The 18,946-nt window shown below is 45.4% G+C and carries 12 protein-coding genes; 10 read left to right on the plus strand and 2 right to left on the minus strand.

Annotation, left to right across the window (positions count from 1 at the left end):
• Nucleotides 1-27 precede the first annotated feature (27 nt).
• The 7 genes from ABZD21_RS06880 (at nt 28) to ABZD21_RS06910 (ending at nt 9,939) form a co-directional block, all read left to right on the plus strand.
• The gene (locus tag ABZD21_RS06880; RefSeq protein WP_372773890.1) at nt 28-960 is read left to right on the plus strand and encodes a hypothetical protein; all 933 of its coding nucleotides are present in this window, start codon (nt 28-30) and stop codon (nt 958-960) included.
• Between the two features lie 175 nt (nt 961-1,135).
• On the plus strand, nt 1,136-2,089 hold the full coding sequence (locus ABZD21_RS06885; protein ID WP_372773891.1) for a glycosyl hydrolase family 17 protein: 954 nt from the start codon (nt 1,136-1,138) through the stop codon (nt 2,087-2,089).
• Between the two features lie 36 nt (nt 2,090-2,125).
• A complete protein-coding gene (locus ABZD21_RS06890) occupies nt 2,126-3,562 on the plus strand; it encodes an MFS transporter (protein ID WP_372773892.1) in 1,437 nt (478 codons plus the stop codon).
• Nucleotides 3,563-3,678: 116 nt separating this feature from the next.
• Nucleotides 3,679-5,031, plus strand: coding sequence for an MFS transporter (locus tag ABZD21_RS06895; protein WP_372773893.1), 1,353 nt, complete (start codon nt 3,679-3,681; stop codon nt 5,029-5,031).
• Nucleotides 5,032-5,080: 49 nt separating this feature from the next.
• Nucleotides 5,081-6,565, plus strand: a complete 1,485-nt coding sequence (locus tag ABZD21_RS06900; protein ID WP_372773894.1) for a glycoside hydrolase family 30 beta sandwich domain-containing protein — start codon at nt 5,081-5,083, stop codon at nt 6,563-6,565.
• Nucleotides 6,566-6,780: 215 nt separating this feature from the next.
• The gene (bglX, locus tag ABZD21_RS06905) at nt 6,781-9,048 is read left to right on the plus strand and encodes a beta-glucosidase BglX (RefSeq protein ID WP_372773895.1); all 2,268 of its coding nucleotides are present in this window, start codon (nt 6,781-6,783) and stop codon (nt 9,046-9,048) included.
• 270 nt (nt 9,049-9,318) lie between these two features.
• On the plus strand, nt 9,319-9,939 hold the full coding sequence (locus ABZD21_RS06910) for an HAD family hydrolase (RefSeq protein WP_372773896.1): 621 nt from the start codon (nt 9,319-9,321) through the stop codon (nt 9,937-9,939).
• Nucleotides 9,940-9,941: 2 nt separating this feature from the next.
• Here the strand turns inward: ABZD21_RS06910 and ispG are convergent, their stop codons facing one another.
• Entirely contained in the window at nt 9,942-11,801 is a 1,860-nt protein-coding gene (gene ispG / locus ABZD21_RS06915) for a (E)-4-hydroxy-3-methylbut-2-enyl-diphosphate synthase (protein ID WP_372773897.1), read from the minus strand.
• Between the two features lie 303 nt (nt 11,802-12,104).
• Between ispG and gldA the strand changes: the two genes are divergently transcribed.
• Both gldA and metK read left to right on the plus strand, forming a co-directional pair.
• Nucleotides 12,105-13,016 (plus strand): gliding motility-associated ABC transporter ATP-binding subunit GldA, encoded by a 912-nt coding sequence (gldA, locus tag ABZD21_RS06920; RefSeq protein ID WP_372773898.1) that lies wholly within the window; start codon nt 12,105-12,107, stop codon nt 13,014-13,016.
• A gap of 552 nt (nt 13,017-13,568) precedes the next feature.
• On the plus strand, nt 13,569-14,822 hold the full coding sequence (metK, locus tag ABZD21_RS06925) for a methionine adenosyltransferase (RefSeq protein WP_372773899.1): 1,254 nt from the start codon (nt 13,569-13,571) through the stop codon (nt 14,820-14,822).
• A gap of 196 nt (nt 14,823-15,018) precedes the next feature.
• Here metK and ABZD21_RS06930 read toward each other — a convergent pair whose 3' ends face one another.
• Entirely contained in the window at nt 15,019-17,487 is a 2,469-nt protein-coding gene (locus ABZD21_RS06930; RefSeq protein ID WP_372773900.1) for a TonB-dependent receptor domain-containing protein, read from the minus strand.
• A gap of 467 nt (nt 17,488-17,954) precedes the next feature.
• Between ABZD21_RS06930 and ABZD21_RS06935 the strand changes: the two genes are divergently transcribed.
• Complete coding sequence (locus ABZD21_RS06935) at nt 17,955-18,941, plus strand: hypothetical protein (RefSeq protein ID WP_372773901.1); 987 nt, start codon at nt 17,955-17,957, stop codon at nt 18,939-18,941.
• Nucleotides 18,942-18,946 lie beyond the last annotated feature (5 nt).

An 18,946-nucleotide genomic window follows, 5' to 3' on the forward strand; every position in this document is an offset into this window, starting at 1 on the left:
CGCCAGCGGTTTTTTTTTCATTCTATCATGCGAAATAACACCTTCAATATTGAATTTGGGAAAGCGATTTGTTATTCCGGATTTCGGCAGGGTCAAAGTCCCGATTCGGGAATTTACCCCAGCTATGAGCAAATTAAGGAAGACCTGACGATTTTACACAATCACTGGAAATACCTTCGTCTGTACGACTGCGACCAACAGACAGATACCGTCCTGGAAGTAATCAGGAACGAAAAGCTCAACTTTAAAATCATGCTCGGAGCCTATATTGCTGCCGAGATGAACAACTTTGGCTGCCCTTGGGGCGGTAGCTACCCCGAAGAGGTGTTGCTAAAAAACAAAGAACAGAACCGGAATCAAATCGAAAAACTGATTCGGTTGGCAAACCAGTATCCCGACATCATTGTAGCCCTCTCAGCCGGCAACGAAGCCACTGTTGACTGGACCGACCACTATGTACCGGTTGAGAGCGTGATCAACTACGTTCGGATGCTCAAAGCCAATACCAAACAGCCGGTTAGCTTCTGCGAAAACTATGTGCCCTGGCACAACAAGCTAAAACCTCTGGTTGAAGAAATTGATTTCATCTCCATCCACACATATCCGGTTTGGGAATATAAAAACATACACGAGTCGCTCGAATATACCAAACAAAATTACCTCGGAGTAGCGAATCTGTATCCGCACAAGCCGGTTGTTATCACCGAGGCCGGATGGGCAACAAATTCCAACGGACGTGGTATCGACCCCGAAAATGTGAGCGAAGAATTACAGGAAGCCTATTACAACGACTTAATGGAATGGTGCGAGCAGGACAAGATTCTCTGCTTTGTTTTCGAAGCCTTCGATGAGCCTTGGAAAGGATCTCCTGAACCACTGGAACCGGAAAAACACTGGGGCCTCTTTACCGTTGACCGAAAACCCAAGCAGGTTATGAAATCGCTTTTCGCTACACGATAGCGACTAAACGGGATTCAGACAATACTGCCAAAAACTGATTTGAAATATACGACAGATGAAAAATCGCTCTATTCTTTTTAAAAGATCCAGGTTAGCTCTACTCGTTGCACTGACGTTTAGCATTATCAGCTGCTTTCAAAATCGACAGCCGAATCAAAAAATTATAGAACCAGCTATGCCGGAACAAAGGCCGATTCAACAAAAAACAGACGATTTATTGAACGGTGTCGCCAGAGCTGTTTGTTACTCAGGCTTCAGAACCGGACAGCACCCCGACCGGGGAGACGGTGCAGTAAATCCTACGGATGCGCAAATTTTGGAAGACCTCAAAATAATCTCAACCGACTCACAGTTCAACCTAATTCGCTTGTACGACTGCGGCGAAAACTCCGAAGCAGTCCTTCGAATTATTAAAACAAACAAACTGAATATTAAGGTGATGCTTGGCATCTGGCTTAAAGCTGAACTGAGTAATCACGAAACATGTGTCTGGTTAACCGAACCCATTCCCCAGGAAGAATTGGATCAGAACTACCTCCTCAACCAACAGGAAATTGACCGGGGAATCCGGCTTGCCAACCAATATCCGGAGCAGGTGATTGCTGTAAATGTTGGCAACGAAGCACTGGTTGACTGGAATGACCACAAAGTTGACACAGACAGTATTATCGCCTATGTTCAACGTGTAAAAGGAGCGATTGATCAGCCGGTTACCGTAGCCGACAATTATGAATGGTGGGCGGCCAATGGGCAAAAATTAGCTCGCGAGCTCGACTTTGTCGCCATTCATGTTTATCCGGTTTGGGAAGGCAAAGATATCAACGAAGCCATGTCGTACACCATCGAAAATGTGCAAAAAGTACGTGATGCGCTGCCGGATAGCCGGCTTGTTATCACCGAGGCAGGCTGGGCAAGCATCGCTTCGGAGTTTGGCGAACGGGCCAGCGAAGAAAAACAACTCAAATACTATAACGATCTATACGCCTGGGCAATAGAAATGAATATCACCACCTTTTTCTTTGAAGCATTCGACGAAGACTGGAAAGGTGATCCCGCAAATCCAAACGGAGCCGAAAAACACTGGGGACTCTTTACTGTTGACCGAAAACCTAAAAAAGTAATGCAATAACCACAATAGAACCAACACAAATCAATAATCAAACTTATGGCACACTACAAAACGGCGAAAGAAGACATTGTACCCTTCGGGCAAAAATTAGCATTTGGTTCGGGACATTTGGCAAACCAGCTATTTCCGGCAGCGCTCGGAGTGTTTATGGTTGTGCTGGTTATGTCGCTAAATATGAATCCGGTGATGGCTGGAATTCTGGGAGCCCTTCCCCGGCTCATCGATGCCCTGACCGACCCGATCATGGGCTTCATATCCGACAACACAAAATCGAAATGGGGACGAAGAAAACCGTATATTTTAGTCGGAAGTGCAATTACCGGTGTCGCTTTTATGGTCATGTGGCAATTGAATCCCGACAATTCGCAAACCTATAATTTCGTTTATTTCCTAATCGTCTCAGTCTTTTTCTACATCGGCTATACCATTTTTGCCACACCTTTAATTGGCTTAGGCTACGAAATGACTCCCGACTACAACGAACGTACCCGTTTGATGGCTGTATCGCAATGGATGGGACAGGTAGCCTGGATGATCGCGCCTTGGTTTTGGGTGATTATTTACGATCCGGATATCTTTGCCACAGCTCCGGAAGGAGCCAGAATCCTGGCCATTTGGGTTGGCGCAGCATGTATGATTCTGGGAATTATGCCGGCACTGTTTAACCGCGAGATGATTGTGCCGGACAAAGATAAAATGGCCGACTTGTCGACGAAAGAACTCGCGGCGAACACCAAAGAGTTTTTCCGGGGAATCCTGCTGACGGTGAAAAACAAACCATTTATGAAACTATGCGGTGCTACTTTTTTCATTTTCAACGGATTCCAAACCATCGCTCAATTTGCCATGTTCATTATTGTCTACTACCTGTTTCAGGGCGATAAAGTCGCGTCGGGAACCTGGCCTGCCTGGTTTGGAACGGTAAGTGCCATGGCGACCGCTTTTCTGGTGATTCCTGTGGTGACGAAAATTTCAGAAAAAGTGGGCAAGAAAAACGCGTTCATCATTGCCACCCTCATATCGATTATTGGTTATGGATTGAAATGGTGGGGATTCAATCCGGCAAATCCCTGGATGATGTTCATGCCCATTCCGTTCCTTTCATTCGGAATTGGAGGTCTGTTCACCCTAATGATGTCGATGACCGCTGATGTTTGCGACCTCGATGAGCTGAACAACGGTGAGCGTCGCGAAGGAATGTTCGGCGCTGTTTACTGGTGGATGGTGAAACTTGGTACGGCACTGGCCTTACTAACGAGTGGGATTGTTCTACAGGCAGTCGGTTTCGACCAAACAATTGACCTGCAATCAGCAGAAACATTGACGAACCTGCGCATTGCCGATATTCTGATTCCTATTGTGACAGCCCTGATGGCCATTGCAATCATTTGGAAATACAATATCACCGAAGAACGAGCGCACGAGATTCGTCAGGCATTGGTTTCCCGTCGCGGTAAAACACTTCATCAGTAATAAAACAATTTCCTATTGAAGTTGAAAATGCTTATTTCACATTATCAAAAGTCAATCGTAAAGTTGAATGTCGGTACATTTTAGCCGACCATCATAAAAACCTAAATACGAAACAAATGAATAATATTGCTGCGAAACTTAGCCTCAAAGAAAAAATAGGCTACAGCCTGGGCGACACAGCATCCCATTTCGTGTGGGATATGGTCGGTTTCTGGATTCTGATTTTCTACACCGATACTTATGGGATTTCTGCCGCGGCGGCCGGTACCATCATGCTGATCGCTCGTTTCTGGGATATGGCAAACGACCCCATCATGGGGATCATTGCCGACCGAACCCATACCCGTTGGGGAAAATTTCGCCCCTACATGTTGTGGATGGCTCTTCCTTACAGCGTGCTGGCCGTGCTCACCTTTACCACTCCCGATTTGGGCGAAACAGGCAAAGTAATTTATGCCGGAGCAACTTACCTGCTGCTGATGACAGTTTTCACGGCCATCAACCTCCCCTATTCTTCGCTGGGAGCTGTAATGACTGCCGATTCGAACGAACGGGCCGGACTGAATTCCTACCGGTTTATCTTCGCCTTTATAGGGCAGCTCATTGTTTCGGGTACAGCCTTAACTTTGGCAAACTATTTTGGCGGAGGCAACAGTGCCAAAGGCTATCAGTATACGTTAATCTTGTTTGCCGCAATCAGCCTCGTTTTGTTCCTCATTACCTTTAAAACAACCCGCGAACGGGTGCAACCACTCAAAGAGCAACAAGTCGACCTGCGTGCCGACATCAAAAACCTGTTTCGCAACCGTCCCTGGGTCATCCTGTTTTTTGTCGGCATCATTTCCTTTATCATGTTTGCTATGCAGAACCTCGCGGTGGCCTATTATTTCAAATACTACATCGGCAACGAAGAGAATGTGCAGCTATTCAACGTTATTGGAACAATCGCTTTAATTATAACAATCCCCTTTTCGAAACCATTGGCAAAAAGGTTTGGAAACCGGAACGTGTTTCTCGCAAGCTCACTGCTTTCAGGTCTTTTCTTCATCCTTTTATACATCCCTGGTGTGAATGACATTTATTGGATCTACGGCTTCAATATTTTAGCCAAAATGGCCTATGCTCCGGCTGTTCCGCTTTTATGGACCATGTTGGGCGACACTGCCGATTATTCTGAATGGAAATCTGGAAGAAGAGCCACCGGCTTGGTCTTTTCAGCAGCCACCTTCGCCCAAAAAGCCGGATGGGGAATCGGAGGCGCATTAGCCGGTTGGTTTTTAGCGCTGTTTCATTTCGAGCCCAATGCCGTACAATCCGAAACAGCCATTACCGGTATTAAAATGATGATCTCGGTGTTCCCGGGCATTCTTTATATGTCGTGTGCTATTTTGCTTTACTTCTATAATATCGATCATAAAACCACGATGGAAATGCAAAAGGATCTGGAAGCCAGAAGGGCTGAGGATTAAAACCGCTCCATTCTACAGACACCCGAATTTCAACAAAAAATTATACCCGATGAAAATAGTTCCTTACTTCACAAGTATGCTTGCCATCCTACTACTGGCGGGCTGTAGCGTACAAAACAACCAAAATATGGAGGTTTTTGAAACATCAGCAAGTGGACATAAACTTGAGAAAATTACCGAATTTCAAACGCTTGAAAATCCGGTAGTGGTAAAAATTTTGCCGGAAGAAAAATTCCAAACAATCACCGGATTTGGAGGTTCGTTTACCGAGGCTTCGGCTTATTTGCTCAATCAGTTGAGTAAGCAAAACAGAGACTCGATACTCAACGCTTACTTTAGCAGCCGGGGAGCAGCTTATTCCTTAACACGAACTCATATCAACTCATGCGACTTTTCGTTGAGTAATTACTCTTACGCTTCGGTTCCGGGAGACACCACCTTGGAGCATTTCTCAATCGATGAAGACCGCGATGACCTCATTCCAATGATTAAGGAAGCGATGGCCATCTCTGAAGATGGATTTAAAATTATGGCGTCGCCCTGGACCGCATCACCCTGGATGAAAGACAATAACGACTGGAGAGGTGGCAAGCTTTTACCGGAATACAACGACACCTGGGCTTTGTTCTTCTCTAAATACATTGATGCCTACAAAAATGAAGGTATTGACATTTGGGGTGTGACCGTTGAAAACGAACCGCTTGGAAACAACAACAATTGGGAAAGCATGCACTTTTCTCCGGAAGAAATGGTTGATTTTGTGAAAAATCACCTGGGACCAACGTTGAAGGCAACCCACCCTGAAGTTAAAATATTTGGGTACGACCAAAACCGGGGTGATGAACTGGAAGAGTGGGCCCGGATCATGTATGAAAATGATGAATCATCTGAATATTTCGATGGTATGGCTGTTCACTGGTATGCCAGCACCGTTGATTGGTTTGCCGAATCGCTGCAATTTACACACGAGGCAGCTCCAAATAAATCAATTATTCAGTCCGAAGCGTGTGTCGACGCCGAAGTTCCTCACTGGCAAGATGATGAATGGTACTGGTCGGCCGAAGCGACTGACTGGGGTTGGGACTGGGCTCCTGAAGATCAGAAACACCACCATCCCAAATATGTACCGGTTTATCGCTACGCGCGCGACATCATTGGCTGTATGAATAACTGGGTTGAAGGTTGGATTGACTGGAACATGGTACTCGACCGGCAAGGTGGACCAAACTGGTTCAAAAACTGGTGTACCGCGCCGGTCATTGTCGATCCAGAAATGGACGAAGTGTACTTCACTCCTTTATATTACACCCTAACTCATTTTAGTAAGTTTATCAGACCCGGAGCAACTCGCATCGGATTCCAAACTTCTGAAACCAACCTAATGTTAACGGCGGCTCAAAATCCGGACGGTTCCATCGTATTGGTTATTTTAAATACCGGTGAAAATCCGCAGCAGTTGGAGGTATCGGTTCCCAACAGACAAATTGCTTTTTCAATTTCCGGACAAGCAATACAAACGGTTGTGTTAAAGTAGTTGAATCATCACGTAAAAAGTTAATTCAGTCGGGAAACGTTCAACCAATTCCGTTAAGTTTTTCAGGCGGACTAAACTGGTAGAACCAACGATAGAGTGACCTTCGTGTTCCGAATGACCTATTTTGAAACATCGTTTCCGAAAAATACCAGTTCGCCATATTATTGTAACTTAATGCGTATTCCACTAATAATCGTGACTCAAAATAGTTGAAAATGAAAAAAACGAAATGGACAATCATCGCAATTTTAGCAGTACTTGTGTTGAACGCTTGCAATCAAAAAAGTTCTGAGTTGAAACAGGATGTGATCGGAGAAAAAGTTGAAAGCTTACTGGCTAAAATGACCCTCGAAGAGAAAGTCGGTCAAATGGTGCAGTACAATGGGTTTTACGACGCTACCGGTCCCGTGCCAACAGGTGGAGACGCGAAAAAGAAATATGAAGATCTCCGGCTGGGAAAGGTCGGTTCGTTCCTCAATGTTCGCGGAGTTGAACAGGTTCTTGCACTGCAAAAGATAGCAGTAGAAGAAACGCGCCTGGGCATCCCGCTAATTTTTGGGCTCGATGTAATTCATGGTCATAAAACCCTATCGCCGATCCCCTTGGCCGAAGCCGCTAGCTGGGATCTGCAAGCAATTGAACAATCTGCCAGAACGGCTGCTATTGAAGCTTCGGCTGTGGGCATTAACTGGACTTTTGCACCAATGGTAGATATCTACCGCGATGCACGCTGGGGACGGGTAATGGAAGGTGCCGGTGAAGATCCCTATCTCGGCGCCAAAGTTGGCGTGGCGCGTGTTCGGGGTTTCCAGGGCGACGATCTTAGCGCGAACAATACCATTGCTGCTTGCGCAAAACACTTCGCCGGCTACGGCTTTTCCGAGGCTGGTCGCGAGTATAACACGGTTGATATAGGTACCTCCACCCTTTACAATATTGTATTCCCGCCTTTTAAGGCACTTGTTGAAGCGGACGTAAAAACCGTGATGAACGCGTTCAACATCGTCAATGGAGTTCCGGCTACCGGAAACAGCTTTTTGCAGCGCGATATCCTGAAGGGCGAATGGGGTTTCAAAGGTTTTGTAGTCTCCGATTGGGCCAGCGGAGCCGAAATGGTAACTCATGGCTATGCGAGAGACCTGAAGGAGGCCGCGCAATTTGCCGCGAATGCCGGCTCTGATATGGATATGGAGTCGGACGCCTTTGTCAGCCATTTGGTAGAGCTGGTAAAAGAAGGAAAAGTAGCAGAGTCTGTCGTTGACGAAGCGGCTTCCCGGATTCTGAGGGTGAAATACGAGCTTGGATTATTCGACGACCCTTATCGCTATTGCGATGAAATTCGTGAAAAGGACCTGCTCTACAATGAAGCCCATCAAAAGGCTGCGTTGGACATGGCCCGCAAATCGATTGTTCTGCTAAAGAATGAAAATAACTTGCTGCCGCTGCAAAAAAACCGACAAAAAATCGCTGTTATTGGTGCACTGGCAAACGATAAAACAAGCCCGCTGGGAAGCTGGCGGATTGGCTCAGACGACAGCACAGCAGTTTCGGTGTTGGAAGGTCTCATGATTCATTCTTCAGGCTTCGCTTACGCCAAAGGAGCCGATGTGGTCACCGGACCGGTTTCATTTGTGCAAGAACTGAATATCAACACAACTGATCGCTGTGGGTTCAACGAAGCTATTAACCTGGCTAAACGATCAGAGGTAGTTTTGATGGTGCTGGGCGAGCATGGGTTCCACTCCGGCGAAGCCCGCAGCCGAACCCAAATCGACCTACCGGGATTGCAACAGGAGCTACTGGAAGCGGTTTACAAAGTCAACCCAAACATTGTATTGGTGCTGATGAACGGCCGTCCGCTGGCCCTACCTTGGGCTGCCGCTAATATTCCGGCAATTGTGGAAGCCTGGCAGTTGGGAACACAATCGGGTAATGCCATTGCCGATGTGTTATTTGGTGAATACAATCCTTCCGGAAAGCTTCCAATGTCGTTTCCGCGAAGCGTAGGACAATGTCCGATTTATTACAATCACTTCAGCACAGGCCGGCCAACAAACGCCGAAGAAAATGTATTCTGGTCGCATTATACCGACGAGGAAAACTCGCCACTGTTCCCGTTTGGTTTCGGATTGAGTTATTCCGAATTCGACTACAGCGATCTAACCATTGATGATTCCGATCCCAAAAACGTTAAGCTGACAGTAACAGTGGCGAACGTCGGCGGTATTGATGGCGAAGAAGTTGTGCAATTATACCTGCATGATAGAGCTGCCTCGGTGGTTCGTCCGGTGAAAGAACTGAAAGGCTTTGAAAAAATCAGCCTCAAAGCCAATGAATCGAAAACAGTTTCGTTTGTGTTAACTGAAAACGAACTAGGTTTTTACAATGGCGAAGGCGAGTTTCTGGTTGAACCCGGCGAGTTTGATGTTCTTATCGGCACCAGTTCGCAGGAAGGTCTTGCCGGCAGTTTCGTACTGAAATAGCAAATTTGTTTCGCGATGTGGAACATGCACCGACTGGCTTAACACAAGCTACAGCGGCGTTTCTGATCTACGATATGGCCGGGATAAACAACGATCCCGGCTTTTTTACCTCCGCTAGCCGGAACTCCTAACAGCCGGATTCTGCTGGTTCCTGTGAGCCAAAATCAAAGCTTTCCCGCAACCTGCACTTTTGCAGGAAATAGTCAGGATGGATGAGAAAATGATGGCTTTCCCTTCAAAATCCAGCTGTCTTTGTGTAGTTTTACCGGTATGAAACAGCAGAATCAGCAAATCAAAAATATTATCTTCGATCTCGGCGGGGTGCTTTTAGCGATCGATGCGGAGCGAACCATTCAGGCTTTTCGCCAATTGGGTATGCCCGACCTCATTCGCCCAGGAGGGTGGGGATACGAACATCAGGTTTTCCTCGACATGGAATCGGGCAAGCTGAATGAAGACGAATTTCGAGCCGGGATTCAACAACTGCTACCTCAACAAGTTTCCGATGAAGCCATCGACGCTGCCTGGTGTGCCATGATCAAAGACTATTTCCGGGATCGCATTGAGCTGGTTAAACGACTTTCTGCTGATTATCGGGTGTATCTGTTTTCGAATACAAATGCCATTCATATCCGACATTTTCAGGGACTATTTGAGCGGGCATTCGGACACTCGCTATCCCAGCTTTTTGTAAAAGACTTTTACTCGAACGAAATCGGCCTGCGCAAACCAGCTCCGGAGTCGTTTGTACACGTATTGAATGATGCGGGTTTAAATGCGGAGGAAACGCTGTTTGTCGACGATTCGGATGCCAATATTGAAGGAGCAAAAAAAACGGGTATGAACACCATTTGGCTCACACCCGAATCCGATTTATTATCTTTCTTCTAATTTTAGTCTTCCGGTTCGCGCCAATCGCCATTCTCACGAATCAGGCTCTCCAATTCATAAACAGCATTTTCATATTGAATATGGCGTTTCTTGAGCGACTGCCCTTTATACAGGTTTACCTTACCATTTCCGGCTCCTACAAAACCATAATCCACATCGCCCATCTCACCGGGACCATTAACCACGCAACCCATAATTCCAATCTTCAAGTGGTTCAGGTGCTTGAAATGTGTTTTGATCTTCCGGGTCGTCTCATGCAAATCGAATAGTGTTCGTCCGCATCCCGGACAACTCACAAACTCGGTTTTAGTTACCCTCATCCTACTGGCCTGAAGGATAGAAAAGCTGAGATCTTTCAAGTCGGTAAACGTAACATTTTCACCTTCGTTGGTAATGCAGATTCCGTCGCCGTAACCATCAATCAACAGCCCGCCCAAATCAATCGACGCTTTAATCTGAAGGTCTTCCAAACTAGTCTCTTTGTAAGCTCGATGAATGATTACAGGTACTTTCCAGATGTGCGATTCCAACGTCATGAAAAACGCACGTAGCTCCGCAAATGGATTTTTATTGAAACTTTCCAGAACCAAAACGGTTTTCCGGGTTTGTTTCAGTTTGGTAATAATTTCCGGGTTCTCAGACATGAAACGGTCGAATTCCATTTTATTGGTTCGAATAAATTTCATTTGTCCCCAGTGACTGCCACCAAACAAATATTCTTCGAGGTCGAGAATCGGGTACACATTGCCTTCCAGATCGAGGATCTGGTCGCCATTCAGGAAATATTCCGGAATTTGTTTCCCGCGAAGCGGAAGGATCTCTGAAAGACTCCGTTCGCGCAGGTCGGCTACAACCACCGGTACCTGCTTTCCGCCCATGTTCATTACCGGACGAACCGAGCGACGCTCGTACTCAAACGGGTTTACCTGGGCAAATAACGGAGCCGTTATTGGCTGGTGATTTTGGTATGACTTAATGTAGTTGACCATTTTCTTGGCCACCGGTATTTCTTTCTCAGGAGCTTCGGTTAGCGACACCCGGATGGTGTCTCCAATACCGTCAACCAGCAAAGCTCCGATGCCAACTGCCGACTTAATGCGGCCATCTTCACCCTCGCCTGCTTCGGTAACACCCAAATGAAGTGGAAACTCCATATCTTCCAATCGCATTCGTTTATTCAGCAACCGAACCGTGTACACCATCATCCGGGTGTTGCTCGATTTTATGGAGATTACGACATTTTTGAAATCCACTTTCTTACAAATGCGCAAATACTCCATCACCGACTCGGAGATTCCGGCAGGTGTGTCGCCATAACGACTCATAATCCGATCGGACAATGAACCCTGGTTAGCGCCAATCCGCAATGCTGTGTTTGTTTCTTTCAGTACCTGCAGAAAAGGAATGAACAGCTCTTCAATCTTTTGCAACTCCTCTTTGTATTCCTCGTCGGTGTATAAATGATGCTCGAACCGGGCCCGTTTATCGTAAAAATTACCGGGGTTGATTCGCACTTTCGAAATATATTTCGCAGCAATTTCAGCTAACTTTGGGTTGAAATGAATATCGGCAATGAGCGAATTTTCATAGCCTCGTGCAACCAGCTCCCGCTTTATGTTTTTCAGGTTCTCAGCATCAGGCATTCCTTTTACCGTTACCCGAACATAGTCGGCACCAGCTTTTATAATGCGTATAATCTGGTCAACTGTCGCTTCCGTATCTTTTGAATCAGTATCAGTCATGGACTGAATACGAATCGGATAATCTCCCCCCACTGGTATCTTACCAACCTGAACTACAGCCGTTTGCTGGCGTTGATACTTCGTCAAATCCTTGATATAGTTAAAATTCCGATCTTCCATGTTCAGTCACGCGTTTTAAGAGAGCCACAAAGTTAAGTTAAAGTTAATAAATACAAAATGTCGAAGCCTAATTTATAAGAAATTACCCCCAATTCGCTGCAATTTTACGGCACCTTCCCGACTCTATCTCTTGTGGGCAATAAAAGATGACAAATGTTAGCTTCAAATTGCTGAGCGTTTTTAACAGACAGTCAAAAGAAGTTGAAAAGCATGAAACGGTGATTACCTTAAAATTAAATTTCGAGGACTTAAAGTTAAGCGAATCTTCCCGATTTCCTTATTTTTGGTCTCAAACTTGAAGGCATGACGATCCGAATAGAAAACATTTCAAAATTTTATGGCAAGCAAAAAGCAGTCGATCAGCTTAGCATCGAGCTAAATAGCGGCGAGCTCGTCGGTTTTTTAGGACCAAACGGTGCCGGAAAGTCAACCCTAATGAAGATTATTACCGGTTATTTGGCAGCCGACGAAGGTACAGTAAGCATTAACGGCGAAGAGGTTTCGCCCGAAAATCATCGGCTCAGACAGCAGATTGGCTATTTGCCGGAACACAACCCGCTTTATACTGACTTGTATGTTCGGGAATATCTGGAGCTCACTGCGGGCATGTACCACCTAAAAAACAAGAAACAGCAGGCCGACCGAGTAATCGAAATGACCGGACTTGGCCCGGAGCGGCACAAAAAAATTGGCGCCCTTTCGAAAGGCTACCGGCAACGGGTGGGACTGGCACAGGCACTGATTCACGACCCGGCAATCCTGATTTTGGATGAGCCTACTACCGGTCTTGACCCAAATCAGCTGGAAGACATTCGGACCTTGATTCGCGGAATCAGCCGGGAGAAGACGGTGCTTTTCTCGACACACATCATGCAAGAGGTTGAAGCCATCTGTAACCGGGTGCTCATTATCAACAAAGGAAAACTAATTGCCGACAACCCGGTTGAAAGCCTGAAAAGCGGCAAACTGTTTTCGAGCCAACAGGTTTTGGTTGAATTTGCTGAAAAAATCCAACCGACGCAAATTTCATCAGCATTGAACATCAGGCAACTTGATCAGATTTCCGACAGAAGCTTTTTGGTACATGCTCCGGGAGAAGATGATATTCGCCCGGCTCTTTTTCGCTTTGCCGTAGATAATAAGCTGACGATTCTAACTCTTACAGAGCAACAAACCAGCCTCGAAAACATTTTTCACAAGCTGACGAAAAACTAACCATTCCGACACAAAGGCTTAAAGTCGCCACCTTTATCTTTCCCTTCAATTTTTTTCTGTCAACTTTAATCAAAAAGCTCTCCCTGTTTGTTATACCAGGCTAATGAGAAAAGAAAAATGAGAAGGAAAAAATAGATTGTCTTTTCGGTAGGGGTTTTTAAAGCTGTTTCCGACGTACAAAAAGAGCCTAATCCATCCGGAAATTTCATTGTTATTGGCCAAAACCAGCGCGATCGACTCATTGGGACCGACGTTCGTTTTATTCCAAAGCGACCAACAGCTTTCGCCTAATCTGCTGATCTTGGTGCCGGTTGTTGAACAAATCGATGTGAATACCCGATTTCAGTTTGCAATGGAAACCAAAAAAGGTATTACATTTGCCTCAAGTAATTGTGGACAAATTTGAGATTGATTGCAACCACGTTAAAAAAATGCTAAAGCAATCGCTTTATCTTTTTGACTTCCGTCAATCATTCTCATCTACACAAACATTTTTAAATCAATTCATTTGCAACTGCTCAATGCGTGCAAATTTTAATAATTCAAAAAGATATGAGCTATCTATTTACAAGCGAATCGGTATCGGAAGGACACCCGGATAAAGTTTCCGACCAAATTTCTGACGCCCTGCTGGATGAATTTCTGGCATTTGACCCGAACTCAAAAGTAGCCATTGAAACGCTGGTGACCACCGGACAGGTTGTGCTGGCAGGCGAAGTAAAATCGCAAACCTATGTGGATGTTCAGGAAACAGCCCGAAAGGTTATTAACGAGATTGGTTACACAAAAGCTGCCTATCGTTTCGACGGAGACTCGTGCGGTGTGCTGACTGCCATTCACGAGCAGAGTGCTGACATTAACCGTGGCGTGGACAAAGCCGACAAAATGGATCAGGGAGCCGGCGACCAGGGAATGATGTTTGGCTATGCCTGTAAGGACACCGAAGATTACATGCCTTTAGCATTGGATCTTTCGCACCGTATTTTGAAGGAATTGGCCGTTGTTCGACGCGAAGGTAAAGTGATGACCTATCTGCGACCGGACTCAAAATCGCAGGTGACTATTGAATACAACGACGACAATTCACCGAAACGAGTTGAAGCCATCGTTGTTTCGACCCAGCACGACGAGTTTGACGCTGACGAACCGATGTTGGCAAAAATCAGGGAGGATGTAATCAACATTCTGATGCCTCGAGTGATTGCTCAATTGCCCGAACGTGTTCAGGTTTTGTTTGGCGACGATATTAAATACCACGTGAACCCAACCGGTAAATTCGTTATCGGCGGACCTCACGGAGATACTGGCTTAACCGGCCGCAAAATCATTGTCGACACTTACGGTGGCAAAGGCGCTCATGGTGGCGGTGCTTTTTCAGGAAAAGATCCATCGAAAGTTGACCGCTCAGCAGCTTATGCCTCGCGCCACATTGCCAAAAACCTGGTTGCTGCAGGTGTTGCCGACGAAGTGCTGGTACAACTGGCCTATGCCATTGGTGTTGCCAAACCAGTTGGTGTGTATGTGAATACTTACGGAACAGCGAATGTAAAACTTGACGACGGAGCGATTGCCCGCAAAGTAGAGGAACTGTTCGACCTGCGTCCGGCAGCGATTGAAGAACGATTGAAACTTCGCAACCCAATTTACCGCGAAACAGCCGCTTACGGCCACATGGGACGCATGCCGCAAACAATAACCAAAATTTTCGAATCGCCCTATTTCGGTCGGATTGAAAAAGAGGTGGAGCTGTTCACGTGGGAAAAGCTCGACTATGTTGATGCGATTAAAGCTCAATTTCAACTTTAAAATTCCATCTTAACTGTCATACTTAGCCCGATTCATGCCGGATCGGGCTAATTTTTTGCGCGAAATTCAGGCTAAATTGATTTTCCCATACCGATTCCAGATCGGTTGCGCTTCACTAAAAAAAAGGCTTCAACCTAAATTAAAACTTAGATTGAAGCCTTTTCAGCAATCAGACAATTGAGCCAAAACTTAGTACTTAGAATTCATTTTCGCCGAATTCACTTTTCAGTTGCTTGCCGTTCGATTTCCGATTGATATTGAAACTCAGGTTCACCATAATCACATCGGTTTCATAGATATAATTTGTGGTGGTATAAAACGAATCTCCCCAAGTGGTGATTTCCTGCCTGTTAGATTCATTCATCCCCAAATCGATGTTTTGCCATTGCACGCCGGCGGTCAACCGGTTATTGAAGAATGTTTTCTTTACCGACAGGTTTGGACTCAAAAAGCGGGAATCCTCTCCCTGCGCTGTTGGCCGTTTCGAAAGATAATTCAGATTAGCCTGCAAACTTAACGAGCTTGTGAGAGTGAAATTGGTATTGGCATTCAGCGAATACACCCAATCGTTGTGCGAATCGAGTTGAATGATTTCGCCTAAAACGTTGACTTCGCCTTCGTATTTCTGTTGATAGACATTCGCTCCCAAATAAAGATTCCACCACTTCACCGGATGAAGATTCGCGCCCAGCTCGAGACCAAGCGCTGTAGCTTTGTCAACGTTGGTATACACCCGGTTTAGAATTGAATCGGCATAAACACTGTTCACCCGCTGCATCGGATCTTTGCTAGCCCTGTAATAAACAGTCGAGAAAAGCATTCCGGTTTTGAAATTGTGGGTCACCCCCATCTCAAGAGCATCTATCAACTCTGGTTTCAGGTCCGGATCTCCAATCTCCAATGTTTCCGAGTGTTCCCGTTCAGGAATTGGATTCAGCTGGTTATTCGACGAACGCTGAATCCGGCGACTGTACCCTGCCTTCAGCTTCCAATTCTCAGATAGCGTATACTGCACATTCGCACTAGGAAACAGGTTTGACAAACTCAACCGATGAGTCTCCGGATCGGTCGACAACTCAACAGTCCGGTCGTATTGCTCGAACCTCAACCCGGCCATATACTCGATGCGATCGGTTTTAGCACTGTACTGCAGATAGGCCGAATTGATCTGATTCTTCGAATCGGCTGTACCACTAAACTGATCCAGGTTCGGCTGATCCGGAACCTCCGGGCTAATCAGATAATCAAAAACACCCTCTTGTGTGTCGTACCGAAACTGGTAGCCGGTTTCCAGTTTTCCTGATCCCAGCTCAACGGCATAGTCAACCAAAAACCGATAACCTTCAACCGGCTTTTGATAGGGGTTCTGAACATACTGAATTTCTGTGCCTCCGGGCTCCGTTAAATTATGATTGTGGGTATTGCCATACAGATCGTCGTATTCGTACAAACCCGAAAAAGTTAGCGACGATTTCTTGCTGAATGTATGCTTGTAATCGATGCTCCCCAGGGTGAACGTTCCTTGTTTTATTTGGTTGTTGGCATTGTAATAATTGAATTCGTAGATCACATCACCCGTATTTTCATCAACCTGCGAGTTGTTATAAAAAATATTGGCGTCCCGCTCCTGATAGCGTTTCCCGCTGTAGAAGCCCACCGAAATCAGATTTTTTTCATCGGCCTGAAACGACACTGATGCGTTTCCGGCATAGTTGTACCGATAGAAACTCCGCTCACCTTCCGATGGGAAGTAATTGACAGTCTGCGCATCCGGATTCGAAATACGCACATCACCAATTCGGTAGCCGGCCAAATCGTTCCGGGTATAATTGGCGCCAATGGTAATATCCCATTTTTTCTTTTGGTAATTGAAAGTCGCATCGGCTCCATAACGATTTGGGTTTCTATCATTCCCAAAATCACGTGTACTTGGCAATCCTTGTTGCAAATTGATCACAAAACCAATTTCATCCGAATTCCCGGTTTTAGTTTTAATATTGATGATCCCCGCATTTCCGTCGGGATCGTATTTTGCCGAGGGCGATGTAATTAGCTCTACATCTTCGATGGTATTGGCCGGAAGCTGACTCAATACACTCTGCGCATCGGTAAGCACAGGTTTTCCGTTCAGCAGCAACAAAAAACCGGCCGATCCCCTAACGGAGATTTCACCAAGGCCATTCACCGAAACCGAAGGCATATTCTTCAAGACATCAACAGCCGAACCACCTTTAGCCGATTCAAATTGCCCGGCTTTATAGGTTTGCTTTTCCAACTTATTCAGTACGTCAGCCCTGACCCCATGAACCGCGATCTCATCGACCACAACGCTTGAAATACGAATCGGTATTTCACCCAGCTGAAGGTTTTGCCGGTCGCCGATAGTAAATTCCTCTAATTTTTTCTTTTCATAACCTATAAACTGAATCTCGATAAAGTAACGCCCCGACGCGAGCTTTCCAAACTCGAATCCTCCTGTTCTGGTGGTTACTTTTCCGTTTAAAAGACTCCCGTCATCAGCCCTGTACAATGCCACACTGGCATATTCCACCGGCTCACGGGTCTCTGAGTCTTTCACCTGTCCGGTCACTTTTCCATCGGCGCCGATCACATTCAAATTCATGAACATGAAAACCGCAAACAATAAATAAATCGTTTGTTTCACTCTGTTAATTTTGTCGTTAATAGTTCAATTACATCTCTCTAACGACTCAGTATTCTTTTGGCAGGCCATTTCTGGCAAACCGAAAAAATGATATGCTTCGCATCCTCCGAGCAGAGTAGAAAGCTTTACTAAGCCAAAGAACAAAGAAACCATTATCATCCTAAAAAGTTTCAGGCTTGTTGAAAATAGGCAAGCCATTTAGAAATGTTAACAGGATTTGATTTGAAGGACGTAGTGCTGAATTTTTACGCAACAACATCAAAATGTAATCTTTTGTTACAAAAATGCAATCGCGCGTTAAGTGTTGTTTTTCTGAATATTAGGCTCCACTCGACAGCTAATATTGTTTAAAAATGTCGTAAATTAATCGTTTTGTAATATTTTATTAATGCCACTGCAACTTAATAGCTTTTGATTTGCCTTCGGATTCTGTAACAAGAGTTTAATTAATTTTCAATCTTAAGTATATGAAACGCATTAGTGTATTAACGATGGTTATGCTATTAGTGACCATCATGGGTAAATCCCAAACAACGGAGGCATTTAAACGATCAGGAAACCCGTTTATGAGAATTTATAGTAATTACCACACTACTTTTTCCGATGGTGAATCTGCTTCTGCCTTCGAACTAACCCGAGTATACCTTGGATATGAATATCAGTTTAGCAAAAACTTTTCAGCCAAAGCAAACATCGACGTTGGCAACCCCGATGATGGTGGCGACTTTGAATACACCGCTTTTATCAAAAATGCTTACGTGAAGTACAAGCAAGATCAGTGGACTGTATACTTTGGTATGATCTCGACTACTCAGTTTAAAGTTCAAGAGAATTTCTGGGGATACCGCTACCTTGAAAAATCTTTCCAGGACGGATACAGCTTTAACTCAAGTGCCGATATGGGAATTAGTGTTGCCTACAAATTTTCAGATTTCATCAGCGCTGACCTGATTATCGCGAATGGTGAAGGCTACAAAAAAGTTGAGGCTGACAGTACATTAAGAACAGGTTTTGGCTTAACAGTTAATCCGGTACAAAAACTGACTGCCCGTGTTTATTACGATTTCAGTTCAAACGAATCAACTCAAACATCCTTAGCCACATTTCTCGGTTATGCCGACGATCATTTCAGCTTAGGTGCCGAATACAACTACATGACCAACTACAAATTCGTGGAAGGACGTGACAGAAGCGGTACCTCTTTTTACGCGACCGTGTTTGCCGCGCCAAAGGTGAAGCTGTTTGCCCGTTACGACAACGTAATGTCCAACACCCCTTCTGGTGCGAGTGCTGACTGGAACCTGTCGAAGGATGGTGAACTTTTCCTTGCAGGGGTGGAATATGCTCCGGTAAAAGGCATCAAACTAACACCAACATTCTCGGGGTGGAAACCTGCAGACAGTGCCGAACCATTTAGTTCAAGTTTATTATTGAATTGCGAATTTAAATTCTAATCCAT

This window comes from Mangrovibacterium sp., assembly GCF_041596335.1.
GTDB lineage: Bacteria > Bacteroidota > Bacteroidia > Bacteroidales > Prolixibacteraceae > Mangrovibacterium.

Bases quoted from the DNA above. Each gene is read 5' to 3' on its own strand.
- ABZD21_RS06880 (WP_372773890.1), top strand. From the start codon at position 28: ATGCGAAATAACACCTTCAATATTGAATTTGGGAAAGCGATTTGTTAT.
- ABZD21_RS06885 (WP_372773891.1), top strand. From the start codon at position 1,136: ATGCCGGAACAAAGGCCGATTCAACAAAAAACAGACGATTTATTGAAC.
- ABZD21_RS06890 (WP_372773892.1), top strand. From the start codon at position 2,126: ATGGCACACTACAAAACGGCGAAAGAAGACATTGTACCCTTCGGGCAA.
- ABZD21_RS06895 (WP_372773893.1), top strand. From the start codon at position 3,679: ATGAATAATATTGCTGCGAAACTTAGCCTCAAAGAAAAAATAGGCTAC.
- ABZD21_RS06900 (WP_372773894.1), top strand. From the start codon at position 5,081: ATGAAAATAGTTCCTTACTTCACAAGTATGCTTGCCATCCTACTACTG.
- bglX (WP_372773895.1), top strand. From the start codon at position 6,781: ATGAAAAAAACGAAATGGACAATCATCGCAATTTTAGCAGTACTTGTG.
- ABZD21_RS06910 (WP_372773896.1), top strand. From the start codon at position 9,319: ATGAAACAGCAGAATCAGCAAATCAAAAATATTATCTTCGATCTCGGC.
- ispG (WP_372773897.1), bottom strand. From the start codon at position 11,801: ATGGAAGATCGGAATTTTAACTATATCAAGGATTTGACGAAGTATCAA.
- gldA (WP_372773898.1), top strand. From the start codon at position 12,105: ATGACGATCCGAATAGAAAACATTTCAAAATTTTATGGCAAGCAAAAA.
- metK (WP_372773899.1), top strand. From the start codon at position 13,569: ATGAGCTATCTATTTACAAGCGAATCGGTATCGGAAGGACACCCGGAT.
- ABZD21_RS06935 (WP_372773901.1), top strand. From the start codon at position 17,955: ATGAAACGCATTAGTGTATTAACGATGGTTATGCTATTAGTGACCATC.